The organism is Streptomyces sp. HUAS TT11 (genome assembly GCF_051553595.1).
Lineage (GTDB): Bacteria > Actinomycetota > Actinomycetes > Streptomycetales > Streptomycetaceae > Streptomyces.
On sequence record NZ_CP196184.1, the window covers coordinates 8,038,395 to 8,050,874 of the forward strand.

The 12,480-nt window shown below is 67.3% G+C and carries 8 protein-coding genes and 1 pseudogene; 3 read left to right on the forward strand and 6 right to left on the reverse strand.

Translation table 11 applies throughout. The features are described 5' to 3' along the window. Positions 1 to 151 precede the first annotated feature (151 nt). Positions 152 to 302: pseudogene (locus ACSHXN_RS36095) on the reverse strand (IS1380 family transposase); the annotation flags it as partial. Between the two features lie 245 nt (positions 303 to 547). After that, positions 548 to 1,819: an MFS transporter gene (locus ACSHXN_RS36100; protein ID WP_438305166.1), complete on the reverse strand. Its 1,272-nt coding sequence runs from the start codon at positions 1,817 to 1,819 to the stop codon at positions 548 to 550. Between the two features lie 411 nt (positions 1,820 to 2,230). On the opposite strand from ACSHXN_RS36100, the gene ACSHXN_RS36105 reads away from it, so the two are divergent. Further along, entirely contained in the window at positions 2,231 to 3,388 is a 1,158-nt protein-coding gene (locus tag ACSHXN_RS36105) for an RNA-guided endonuclease InsQ/TnpB family protein (protein ID WP_438305169.1), read from the forward strand. A gap of 64 nt (positions 3,389 to 3,452) precedes the next feature. Here the strand turns inward: ACSHXN_RS36105 and ACSHXN_RS36110 are convergent, their stop codons facing one another. The 3 genes from ACSHXN_RS36110 to ACSHXN_RS36120 form a co-directional block, all read right to left on the reverse strand. Beyond that, positions 3,453 to 4,520, reverse strand: coding sequence for a methyltransferase (locus ACSHXN_RS36110; RefSeq protein WP_438305171.1), 1,068 nt, complete (start codon positions 4,518 to 4,520; stop codon positions 3,453 to 3,455). Between the two features lie 305 nt (positions 4,521 to 4,825). Next, positions 4,826 to 5,620, reverse strand: a complete 795-nt coding sequence (locus ACSHXN_RS36115) for an SDR family NAD(P)-dependent oxidoreductase (RefSeq protein ID WP_355140267.1) — start codon at positions 5,618 to 5,620, stop codon at positions 4,826 to 4,828. Positions 5,621 to 5,710: 90 nt separating this feature from the next. Continuing rightward, positions 5,711 to 6,286, reverse strand: coding sequence for a TetR/AcrR family transcriptional regulator (locus ACSHXN_RS36120; RefSeq protein ID WP_355140266.1), 576 nt, complete (start codon positions 6,284 to 6,286; stop codon positions 5,711 to 5,713). A 250-nt stretch (positions 6,287 to 6,536) separates the two neighbouring features. Here ACSHXN_RS36120 and ligA point away from each other — a divergent pair, with 250 nt between their 5' ends. Beyond that, positions 6,537 to 8,582 (forward strand): NAD-dependent DNA ligase LigA, encoded by a 2,046-nt coding sequence (gene ligA, locus ACSHXN_RS36125; RefSeq protein WP_438305173.1) that lies wholly within the window; start codon positions 6,537 to 6,539, stop codon positions 8,580 to 8,582. A gap of 739 nt (positions 8,583 to 9,321) precedes the next feature. After that, positions 9,322 to 9,702, forward strand: a complete 381-nt coding sequence (locus ACSHXN_RS36130; RefSeq protein ID WP_438305176.1) for a hypothetical protein — start codon at positions 9,322 to 9,324, stop codon at positions 9,700 to 9,702. Between the two features lie 130 nt (positions 9,703 to 9,832). Here ACSHXN_RS36130 and ACSHXN_RS36135 read toward each other — a convergent pair whose 3' ends face one another. Then, the gene (locus tag ACSHXN_RS36135; protein WP_438305178.1) at positions 9,833 to 12,250 is read right to left on the reverse strand and encodes a glycoside hydrolase family 95 protein; all 2,418 of its coding nucleotides are present in this window, start codon (positions 12,248 to 12,250) and stop codon (positions 9,833 to 9,835) included. Positions 12,251 to 12,480 lie beyond the last annotated feature (230 nt).

A 12,480-nucleotide genomic window follows, 5' to 3' on the forward strand; every position in this document is an offset into this window, starting at 1 on the left:
GGATGGTCCGTTTCCCCACGAGCCGTGTCGCGCGCCCGGAGGGGACAGTCGAAGTACCCAAGCGCCGTGTCCGGGCGAGGGTGAGGCACGCTCGGAGCTGTTGGGCGGTGCGCGTCGAGCACTTGGTCCCCGCTGAAGGGAACACAATTCGAGTGGACGGGGCACGCACGCCGCCGAACAACGGGTAGCCCGCCGTGGCGCAGCACGTCCAGATCGTCGATGCCGTCCGCGCCGGCCACCATCCCGCCCACGATCGACAGGGCCTTCGCGTCGGCGGCCGTCCCGGCACCCTTCCTTGCTGTGAGCGGCGGACGGAAGCGTAGAAACTCCCATTCTCGCAGGTCAGCGGGCACCTCTTCTCATGTCGCCGTCCACACACCGACCGTTGCGCGGTGGCGCCAGGCTGAACAGCTGCCGCAGTGGGACGATTCTTCCCGTCCTGTTTGGCGCTGATCGTCGCGGTGACAGCTCCGTCGCCGCTGGGAGCGACATGTCAACGAGCGACGCCCCTGCCATCGGGCAGGGGCGTTGCTCGAGACGGTCTGTTTCAGGATGCCTTTTGGTCGGCGGGCTTCTCGATCTCGGTGGTCACCCGTGCCCCTCGGAAGAGCACCGGGAGCCACAGGAGACATGCCAGCAGGGGGACCGCGGCGTAGGTGGCCATGCCCACACTGGAGCCCCATCCGTCCATGAGCGTGCCGAGGACGAGATAGCCGGTGCCGATGAGCGCCGACTCCACGAATGCGATCATCGACAGCAGGCTCGCCCGGTGGCGCGACGGCACCGCCTCGTTGAACACGTTGTCCACGATCACGGCGGTGATCTCGGGAATTCCGACCAGGACCAGGAACGCGGCGATGGTGACCTGGACAAGGCCGAGGCCGCTCAGGCCCAGCGCCACGGCGAGGGTCAGGAGAGACACCGGGACGATGACCCGATACCCGATGCGCCGGTCCGCGCGGTCCGACAGCAATGGAGTGAGCCCGCCGGCGAAGAATCCCGCCGAGATGACCGCGCTGACCAATGCGGTGCCCGCGCCCTGATCGGAGAGGGTCTTCTGCGTAAAAATGATGTATGGCGTCAAAGTCGCATGCATCAAGCCGGACACCACGACAAGCGTCACGAGCGCCGGCGTGGCGACCCGAAGCATCGCCCGCCATGCTGTGGCGTCGCCGTGCGCCTCCTCGGCTCCGTCCTGCTCGTCCACCGCGTCCACGCCGCGGATCTCGGGCACCCGTGACATCAGCACCACCACGGCCACGACGAGGCACGCCGCCGAACCGACGTAGACGATTCCCCAGGAAATCCGCTGCAGTTGGCCGCCGAGGACGATGGCGGCTCCCGAGGTGACCGTCCCGAGCATGGTGAACCGGGACTTGATCTTGACGTAGCCGGCCGTTGCACCACGACGCACGAGCAGGTCGTACAGCAGGGCTGTGTCCGAACCGGATACACATGCCATGCCCACGCCCTGCCTGATGAACAGCGTCAGGAACACCCAGTAGTTGGAGAACGCCACCTGACCGAGCAGACATCCAGCTATCAGCACCTGGCCGATCACGATGCTGGCACGCCTGCCGATTCGGTCGGCGATGACTCCCGTCGGCAACTCCGCAAGTCCGCTGACCAGGTAGAGCAGTGTCTGAAGCAGGGCCACTTGCCCGGCGGAGAAGCCTCGCTGCTGAAGGAAGAGGACGAATACGCCGCGCTGGAACAGCGTGTTGGCGAGCACGGCGTATACGTAGAACGGACGCGTGACGCTTTGTGCTGCATCGTCGACTGCAGCCGACTCGCCAAGGGCCTCCGTGGTACCGGTCATGCTGCGGGCTCCCCCTGGTGACTCCGTTGATCATTAGTGTTGGGCCCCCGCCGCCGACCGGAACCTCCAGGCCATACTTCGCGCAGGATATTGGGCCGACCCTCCGGGAACCGTTACCCGCACCGGCGAGCTTCACCTTCTCGGCCACCAGCGCGGACAGACCGCACCGCTCGGCCAGCCGGATCGTGGGAAACCAACCCGGCATGCGCGATCGGGTCGGGGGCGTCGAACGCGACGAACAGCTCCGCGGGCCTGTGCGAGACTTGCACCTGTCTCTAGTCAGGAAGCCCGGGGTTTCAGTCCTGGGAGGAATGACTTCCTCGGTGTGGAGCCGCGCAGCGGTGGAGTGTTCTTAGCCGTGTCCGGACAGCGAGTTGATTGCCCGTCAGCAACCATACTAGGGTGTTTTGCGTGAAGATTGTCGCGCAGGTGAAGCTTCTGCCTGCGTCTGCTCATGACGCGGACGCACTGGCAGCGACCCTGCGTGCCTGCAACCGGGCCGCGAATGCCGCCTCCGAGGTGGCGTTCGATCGTGATCTGAAACGGCGCAACGGGCTGCAGGAGGCTGTGTACCACCGGATCAAGGCCGACTTCGACCTCGGAGCACAGGCGGCCGTGCGCACCATCAAGAAGGTGTGTGACGCCTACGCCACCCTGAAAGCGAACATCAAGGCGGGAAACCTTGGGCCGGAAGGCGGCAAGCGCCGGATGCGGGCCGAGAACAGGCCGGTCCGGTTCCGTGAGGGCGCGGCCCAGCCGTACGACGACCGCATGCTGACCTGGAACCTTGACGAGCGGACAGTCAGCATCTGGACGGTGGCGGGCCGGTTGAAGGGCATTGCGTTCGTCTGCTCGCCCGAGGCGATGAAACTTCTCGCCTCCCGCAAGGGCGAGTCGGACCTGGTGATGCGGGACGGCATGTTCTTCCTGACCGCCACTGTCGACGTGCCCGAACCCGCCCCGTACGAGCCCACCGGGTTCCTCGGAGTGGACCTCGGCATCGTCAACATCGCCACCACCTCGGACGGCCAGATCATGTCCGGCCGCCAGGTCAACCGCTACCGCAAGCGCCAACGCGACCTGCGGACCACATTGCAGAAGAAGCGGACAAAATCTGCCACACGCCGGTTGAAGAGCATCCGACGGCGGGAATCCAGATACGCCACCCAGCGCAACCACATCATCGCCAAGAAGCTCGTGCACACCGCTGAACGCACCTTGCGGGGCATCGGACTGGAAGACCTGTCCGGTATCCGGCAGAGGGTTACGGCCAGGAAAGACCAGCGGGCACGACTGCACTCCTGGGCTTTCGCCCAGCTCGGCGCGTTCGTCGAGTACAAGGCCAGGCGGGCAGGTGTCCCCGTAGTCCACGTGGACCCGAGGAACACCTCCCGCCAGTGCTCCGAGTGCTGGCACACCCACCGGTCCAACCGGATCGACCAAGCCAGGTTCGTCTGCCGCTCCTGCGGAGTGGTACTCCACGCGGACCACAACGGCTCCCGCAACATCGCCCACCGGGCCGATGCTGTGTGGCAGCGGGGCGCAGTCAACCGCCCCAGTACGGCCTAGCGCCATACCGGACGCAGGGGACCACAGTACGGCTTGGTCGTGCTCTGCCTGCAAGCCCGGTCCTTCAGGACCGGTAGTTGACCTTGGAGAAGCCGGCTTCCGCCAGCCAGTCGGTCGCATCCGCGACGGTGTACTCGGATTCGCCATCTGTGTCGATGAGCATGTTCAGCGAGACCATGAAGCCGTAAGTATTGTGGCGTCGGTCGTCGTCGATCATGGCGTCGTAGGCGATCAGTGTGCCCCCGTCGGGCAGGGCGTCATAGGCCTTGCGGAGCAGGAAATGGCGCTGCTCGAGATTCCAGTCATGGAGAATCTGCCCCATGATGTAGACGTCGGCAGGAGGCAGGGGGTCGGAGAAGAAGTCGCCGCTGTGGAAGAAGAGGCGGTCGGACAGGCCGTGCGTGGCGATGAATTCCTCGAACACGGGGCGTACCGGTGGCAGTTCGAAGACGGTTGCGGTCATCTCGGGGTGGGATTGCAGTACTGCTGCGGGTACGGCCCCCAGAGCGCCACCGAGATCGACCAGGTGCTGTCGGCCGCTCCAGTCGAAGTCGGAGGCGAGCGCTCCGGCCAGGGGTGTGCTGACGCCGTTCATGCCGTTGGGGAAGTTGCGCCACGCGAGGGGGTCTTGGCTGAGCGTTGCGAAGAACGGGGCCCCGGTGTGGGTGACTTCGTTCTGCTGGGTGCCGGTTCGCAGTGCGTCGGTGAGGTTGTCCCAGAAGCCGAAGAGACGGGCGTTGGCCATTTCCAGGATTCCGCCGATGTAGGAGGGCTTGGCCCGGTCCAGGAAGATCTCGGCCGTGGGGCTGTTGCGGTAGATGCCTTCATCGTCGCGGTTCAGCAGGCTCAGTGACACCAGGGCGTCGAGGAAGTCTGCGGAAGATCTGGGGTGGAGACCCACTTCGGTGGCGATGGATGCACGATCTCGACCGCCGCGAGCGAGGACGGTGAAGATGTTCAACTCCACCGCGCTCAGTAGTGTCTTTGAAGCCATGAATCCCAGACCCAGCTGAAGGATCGGTTCGGGGGTGATCGATTCGTTGACGTGCTTGTCTCCAGTTGCTGAATGGCAGTTGTCGGGTTCATCAGTGGTTGCGGCCTTGCATTGCTGTATGTGTCGCGTGTGCGCCATGGATAGACCGGAGTGGGGCGAGCCGTGCCTCGGGAGTTGCCGACGATTTCATCGACTGGGTCGGCTGGGGGTGGGCGCGGATGAATTCCGCGCGTCTTGCCCGGGGTTGTGCGGCAGCTCGGCGATCCGGCAGGGACGGCCTTCCACGGTGGCCGGATGCGCGGTGCCTGTCGCATGCGCCGCACTTGGTGCTGGGTCGGGGGACGAATACCGCCCCGCAATGCTGAGTCGGGAAGGACGGGCTCAGCGGGCCGATTTCGCCGAGAACGGAGCGGGTCAGGGGAGGGTCCTGACCGCAGGAGTGTTCAGAGGGTCTTGATCTGGCCGCCGTCGATGACCACCTCGGCTCCGTTGATGTTTCCTGCCACCGGTGAGGCCAGGAAGAGGGTGAGGTCGGCGACCTCCTGCGGCTCGGTGATCCGGCCCGAGGTGATGCCCATGCTCTGGGGCACCACAACGTCCAGCGCCTCTTGCGCCGTGGTGCCGGCGGCTGCTGCTGTGGTGTCCGCAAAAGCGCCCGGAGCTGTCCAGAACGGTGTGCGCACGGGGCCGGGAGAGATCGCGTTGACGCGGATGCCCTTCGGCGCGAACTCCTCGGACAGCGACTTGCTCAGGTTGGTCAGCGCGGCTTTGGCTGCCGAGTAGTCCACGACCATGGGGAAAGGTGCCCGGGCGTTGATGGAGCTGATGTTGACGATTGCCGCGCCTTCGGCCTCGGCCAGGTGGGGGAGTGCGGCGCGACTGGCACGCACGGCGCTGAAGAAGGTCACGTCGAAGATCCGCTGCCAGTCGGCGTCGCTGACCTCGAGGAATCCGTTGCGGGGTTCGGCAGCGCCGACGTTGTTGACGAGGATGTCGATCCGGCTGTGACGCTCTGCCGCCTGACGGACCAGGGTCTCGGCTCCCTCCGGGGTTGCCAGGTCGACGGGCACGACCGTGACGTCGTAGGTCTTGGCCAGTGCACCGAGTTCGGGTGTGGAGTGGCGGCTGCCGGCGACGACGTGGACGCCTTCGCGGGCCATCGCCTCGACCACGGCCAGGCCGATGCCCTTGCTGGCTCCGGTGACAACGGCGACCTTGTCCTTGAGATGCAGTTCCATGATGAGCATTCCTTTGTGGATTGATTGATACATAATTTTGGCAAGCAGCAGCCCGACTCACGGGGGGTGTGAGTCGGGGCGCGCCTTTGGTCAGTCCAGGGCGCGCATCGCCACGGTGAGGGCGTCCTCGGTGAAGGTACGGCCAAGGCGCGCCTGGCCGACGACTCGGAGGCCCTGGACGAATGTGGTGAGGAAGCGGGCCAGCTCGACCGGGTTCTTGTCCGCCGACAACTCGCCCCGCGACTTCGCCCGCTCCAGGGCTCCTGCAAGTGACGACTCGACGTGTCGCATCGCTGCGGCAACGCGTTCGGCGGCAGGGGGTTGGTCGCCGCACTCGGTGGCGGTGTTGACCACGAGGCATCCGCGCGTGGGGTCGGCCAGATCGGCCTCGATCATGGCGCCGAGGATCTGTCGTACCGCGGGCCGGATCTCGCTCGCCTGCTCGAGGATCTTCACCAGGTCGTCCGCCTGGAGAGCGGAGTAGCGATCGAGGGTGCGAAGGTAGAGCTGTTCCTTCGAGCCGAAGGCTGCGTAAAAGCTGCCGCTCCCGATGGACAGTTCTTTGAGCAGATCCTGCAGGGACGTCTCGGCGTAGCCGCGACGCCAGAACAGGTCCATCGCGCGGTCGACCGCCTGGTCGACGTCAAACTCCCTGATCCGTGCCATGCCGGGAAGCCTAGCACTCTTTCTGGATTGGTCAATACAGAAAAAGGGGCGCCATGATCATCTGCCCCGCACCCGCGAGGCGTGTGGCCTCTGACCTGCAACGATTGAGTCGCCCGGTGGACTGTGCCCGGCGCCGGCCATGACAGATGTCGGGCGATGCCCAGGGGTGCCGCGTGGCCGACTGCCGGCGCAGCGCCTTGTGGAGGCGTGCGGAATCCTCACTGTCAGACCCCCACGCAAGGATCAGCGCATGACGACAGCCGCACCTGCCCTTTCGCTGACCGACCGTGCCGCCTACGACCACGCGGTCGAGCGGGCCCTTGCCGCAAGCGCGGCGTACTACCAGGACGGGAACACCACTCTCGACGACGCCTCCTACGACGCCCTTGCCCGCGGGATCGCCGCCTACGAGGAGGCGTACCCCGACCACGTCCGGGCCGACTCTCCCATCGGGAAGGTCGGCGGTGGCGTGGCCCCGGTCGGCGATGTGGCGCACACCGTGGCCATGCTCTCCCTCGACAACGTCTTCGACGCCGAGGGCCTGACGAAGTGGGACGCGTCCCTGGCCAGACGGATCGACCACCCGGTGCAGGGCGGGTACGCGGTCGAGCCGAAGCTCGACGGAGCCGCGATGGCGGCCCGCTACCGTGACGGGCGCCTGGTGCAGCTCGTCGGACGTGGAAACGGCACCCATGGTGAGGACCTCAGCCACGCCATCGGCTCCATCGTCGGCCTGCCCACGCAGGTCCCCGGCGGCGCCACCGTGGAGATCCGGGGTGAGGTACTGCTGACCCGGGACCAGTTCGAGAGGGCGAACGAGATCCGCTCCGCGCACAACGCGAAGGTCTTCTCCAACCCGCGCAACGGCACGGCCGGAACCTTGCGGGCCAAGGACCGGCCGTACACCATCGAAACCACCTTCTTCGCCTACGGAGCGGTGGCGCTGGACGGCGTCGACTTTCCGACCGGCACCGGCCACGAGGCCGTCATGGGCCAGGTCGCCGCGCTGGGCGTGCAGACCACCTCCGCCACCGATGTCGGGCTGCGCGTGTATGCCACCCTGGCCCAGGTGCAGGCCCGCGTCGAGGAGATCCAGCAGCTGCGCGCCGAGTTGCCGTTCGGGATCGACGGGGTGGTCATCAAGGCCAACGACTACGCCGAGCAGCGGACGGCCGGTTTCGGCACACGCCACCCGCACTGGGCCATCGCCTACAAACTGCCGCCCGTGGAGGCGCAGACCAAGCTCCTCACGGTCGAGTGGAACGTCGGCCGCACCGGTCATATAGCCCCGCGCGCCGTGCTGGAGCCGGTGGAGGTCGACGGCAGTACCGTCACCTACGCGACGCTGCACAACCCCGCCTTCATCCGCAACAGCGGCCTGAAGATGGGCGACACGGTCGTGCTCTACAAGGCGGGAGACATCATCCCGCGCGTCGAGGCGCCCGTGGTGGCGCTGCGTACGGGCGAGGAGACCGACATCGTCCTGCCCGAGGCGTGCCCGGGATGCGGCGGGGACATCGACAAGTCCGGTGAGCGGTGGGAGTGCGCGGGCGGGGCGAGCGGTGGATGCGGGAAGTTGCCGTCCCTGAAGTACGCCGTCGGTCGCGACCAACTCGACATCGACGGCCTCGGCGTCACCTATCTGGAGACTCTTGTCGACGCCGGTCTGGTCGACGACGTCGCCGATCTCTTCTTCTTGAGCCAGGAGCAGCTTGCCGAGGCGACCGGAAGCGACAAGCGCGCCGACGCGCTGCTGGTCCAGCTCGCCAAGGCCAAGGAGCAGCCGCTGAACCGGGTGTTCTGCGCGTTGGGCGTCGTGCGGACCGGTAGGACGCTCTCGCGGGAGATCGCCCGTCACTTCGGCACGATGGGCGCGATCCGGGCTGCCACACCGGATGAGCTGGCGGAGGTCAACAAGCTTCCTGGCGCGAACGCCCCGAAGATCGCGGCTCACATCGCGGCGCTGGGCCCGGTCATCGACAAGCTGGCCAAGGCGGGGGTGAACATGGTGGAGCCCAGCGTCGGCGATACGGAGACGGGAAGTCGGCCGCTGACCGGCGAGGCGGTCGTCGTCACGGGAGGCATGCACGGGCCGCTGGCCGGCCGCAACCGCAACGAGATGAATGAGCTCATCGAGCGCGCGGGCGGGACGGCTTCCAGCAGCGTGTCGAAGAAGACGACCATCCTCGTCGCAGGAGAGGGAGCCGGGTCCAAGCTGGCCAAGGCCGAGCAGCTCGGCACCAGGGTGGTCACCGAGGACGAGTTCGCCGCGCTGATCGCCGAGCACCTCGCCTGAACACCCCTTCACCGAAGTCAGGCGGCCGTCCGAACCCGCACTCCAGACGTTGACGCCGGCCGAGGCGGCATAGGAGCCTCCTTCCGCCTTGCCGAGATCTCCCTACAGTTCCGATCGATGCGCGTATGAGCCGGCGCGCTCCAGGTCGCCTCGCCGCGCCTATTTTCGACCCACCGTGAGCGGCACCTACGGCCGTGACGGCACCGGAGTCGAACTGGTTGATCGCTGACTGGGCGGCGTCGTGGGAGGTGGAGAAGATGCCCGCGTCCTGCTTCGCTGCGGCCGAGGCCAACGTCACGGGCTGACCGATCGGGACATACGAGGCGGTGAACGAGGTGCCCGATCGAGTGAGCTTCACCCAGATGGGACGGTAGATGTCGACGCTGGCCCGGGCGTGGGTGTCCAGGTATCCGTCGCGCTTGGCGTCCCACTCGAACACGACGCCGTTGCGGGCGGTGACCGCGAACTTCCTGCCTTGGTCATGTCGTTGCGGACCATGACTCCGGACTTGGCTCAGGCGTTGGCGTCGTTGACCGACACGACCCGGGTGGTCACGCTCGAGTCGGCGTTGAACGAGCCGGCCCGGTAGATCGAGCCGAACTGTTCGTTGTGCTGACCGCCCGACACCCCACACGTCGGCGCCCGCCGCCGCGATCCCGAATCCACGGCCGCTCTGGCCTAAGTACGAGCTGACGGCCGAACCTCCGGCGGTGGCGAGGCCCTTTACGGTGACGTGCACATGTACCTTCCCGAATCCAAGGACTGCGGCCGTGTGCGGTGGGTCGACGCCCTCGACGCTTTTGAGCGGCTCTCGCCCACCGCCGTCGTCTCTGGGCACAAGCGCGACGGCGACCCGGACAGCTCAGAGACATCGCGCGCCCGCCCCTACATCCAGCAGTTCGCCCTCGCCGCCGAGGAGGCCGCCGGACATCAGGACTTGTCGGAGGCGATGGTCGCTCTCTATCCGGCCCGGACCAACCGCGGCGTGTTGTTGAACTCGGCAAAATCCGTGACGTTGCGGCGTTCGAACTCTGCGAAGACGGGACCTGTTCTCTCGGCGTTCGCGGTTGAGCGCCTGCAGCTGGCAGTCTTACGGCGCCGTCCAAGCCAGGGCCCGTAGGGAGCTGCCGGGACGGGGGCGTCGGTGCTGTCCTCAAGTCCAGCGCTCTTCGTGCGTTAGCCGCCTCCGTGAGGGCGCCGCCGCGCCCGACTCCATCGACAGGCTCGATGCAGACGGCGCCCCCAAGGTGTCAGAGCGGCGTGATCACATACTCCTCGCCTGCCTTGGCCTCGAACACGGCGACAGTGCTTTCGGGGCGTTTCACCTCTGTGTGAGCGCCGCCCGTGGAGTGCACAGTGACCGGGGCGGTGGTGCGCAGTCGGACGGTGCCGCTCTGACGCGCTGCCAGGTGCGCGTGGGCCAGGGCGCCGTCGCTCCAGGAGAGGTCGACGGTGAGGCCGCCGCGGGCGAGGAGGCCGGTGACCCGGCCTTCGGGGAGCTGCGTAGGCAGGGCTGGCAGCAGGTGGACCTCACCGGTGTGGGACTGAAGCAGCCATTCGGTCACGCCCGCGGTTGCCCCGAAGTTGCCGTCGATCTGGAATGGCGGGTGCAGGTCGAACAGGTTCGGGGCGGTGTGGTCGGGGGTGAGCAGGTCGGTGAGGAGCTTGTAGGAGCGAGCGCCGTCTTCCAAGCGCGCCCAGAAATTGATCTTCCAGGCGAGGGACCAGCCGGTGCCGTCATCCCCACGCATCTCGAGCGTCTTCAGAGCTGCCTTGAACAGTTCCGGGGTGGTGCGCTTGGTGATCTGGTTGCTGGGGTGCAGGCCGTACAGGTGGGAGACATGGCGGTGCTGCTGCTCGGGCGCGCCCGCGTCCCAGTCCTGCTGCCACTCCTGCAGCTGTCCCAGCGCACCGATCTTCATGGGCGGCAGTTTGGCTCGTGCCTCGCTCACCCGGTCGGCGTACGGGCTCGTGGTGCCGAGCGCCGTGCAGGCGGCGAGGTAGCCGTCGAAGAGGTCGCGCAGGATCTGGTTGTCCATCGTCGGGCCCGCACACGCGGACACGCCGGCGTGGTGCGCGTTCTCGGGCGAGACGGACGGACAGGTCACCAGGTAGCCGGTGGTGGGGTCGGGGACGAGCGCGTCGAGGAAGAAGCGGACCGCCCCCTCGACGACGGGCAGCCGGCGGCGCAGGGCTTCGCTGTCGCCGGTGAAGCGGTAGTGCTCCCATACGGAGGTGGCCAGCCAGGCGCCGCCGGTGGGCCACATGCCCCAGAAGGCACCGTCCACGGGCGCGGTGCCGCGCCAGGCGTCGGTGTTGTGATGGGCGACCCAGCCGTTCGCGCCGTACTGCACCCTGGCGGTCTTCTGTCCGGCCTGGGCGAGGTCGTCGAGAAGGGCGAAGATCGGCTCCCAGCATTCAAGAAGGTTGGTGGTGGGCGCGGGCCAGTAGTTCATCTCCGTGTTGATGTTGATCGTGTACTTGGAATCCCAGGGCGGGGAGAGCTGGTCGTTCCAGATGCCCTGCAGGTTGGCGGGCTGGGTGCCGGGACGGGAGGAGGCGATGAGCAGGTAGCGGCCGAACTGGTAATGCAGGGCGACCAGTTGAGGGTCATCCCCCTGGGCGAACGCGGCCACCCGTTCATCGGTCGGTGCGTCGGCCGCCTCCGTGACGCCGAGGTCGAGCGTGACCCGGCGGAAGAGGGCGCGGTGGTCGCGCACGTGCCGGGAGCGCAACTGTCCGTACGGGGTGTCGGCGGCGGCGTTCAGAGGGCGCTCGGCGCGGGCGCGGTGGTCGCCGGAGGTGTCCCGGTAGTCGTTGTAGCTGGTGCCGACGGACACCAGCAGGGTCACCGCGTCGGCCCCGTCCACGGTGAGCGTGCCGTTCTCGCTGCGTACGGTGCCCCCTTCGGCGCGGGCTCGGACCAGGGCGCGGAAGCGGATGCGGCCGGTGACCCCCTCACGTGTCTGCCCGGTCCCTTCCAGGGCGGCGGTGATCCGGTCCGGGGACGACGTCTGGGCCTGCTGAGGGCTGTCGAAGGCGGCGGTGAGCGACAGGACACCGGGGGTGCCGGCGGTCAGCCGCACCACGATCACCTGGTCGGCATGGCTGGCGAATACCTCGCGACGGTACGCCACCCCATTGCGGGCGTACGTCGTGGTCGCCACAGCTGTGTCCAGGTCCAACTCACGACGGTAGGAGCTCACTTCACCAGTGCCCGGAAAGGTCAGGCGCAGGTTGCCGACCGTCTGGTACATCAACTCCCCGACCGGGTTGCCCATGAAGGTGGAGTTGATCAGATCCTGAGCGGAGTTCCACTCGCCGGCGAAGACCCGGCGCTGGATCTCCGGGAGGTTCGCCAGGCCCTTGGGGTTGGCGGGTTCGTAGGGGCCTCCCGCCCACAGGGTGTCCTCGTTGAGCTGGAGCAGTTCGGTGTCGATTTCACCGAACACCATGGTGCCGAGGCGGCCGTTGCCGAGCGGCAACGCCTCCAGCCACTGGCTTGCGGGCTCGTCGTACCACAGGGCGAGGCGCGAGGCCTCCGGCGTGGCGGCATCCTCCGCTTCTGATGCGGTCTGCGACGCCGTGGACGCCGCAGCGGGTGGGAGGCCGACGGCGAGCGCGGCGGAGGTGGCTGCGGAGGTGACGAGAAATTCTCTTCGTTCCATGGGAATGCCTGCCTTTCGATCGCGGGTGGGGCCGGTCATTCGGGTGTGTGCAACTTGGGGGCAGCGAGCGCGGCTTGACGCGGGCTCGCTGCTGTACGGGTCCTTCCGGCGGGAGTTCGCCTCGCCGGTACGCAGGTCGGCGTCCCGGCCGTGGTCGCCGCCGTCTGACGCGGTGTGGTCAGCCGGACGCGGGCGGCGGCGAAGGAGGAGCGAATGCCTGGCGAAGGCGG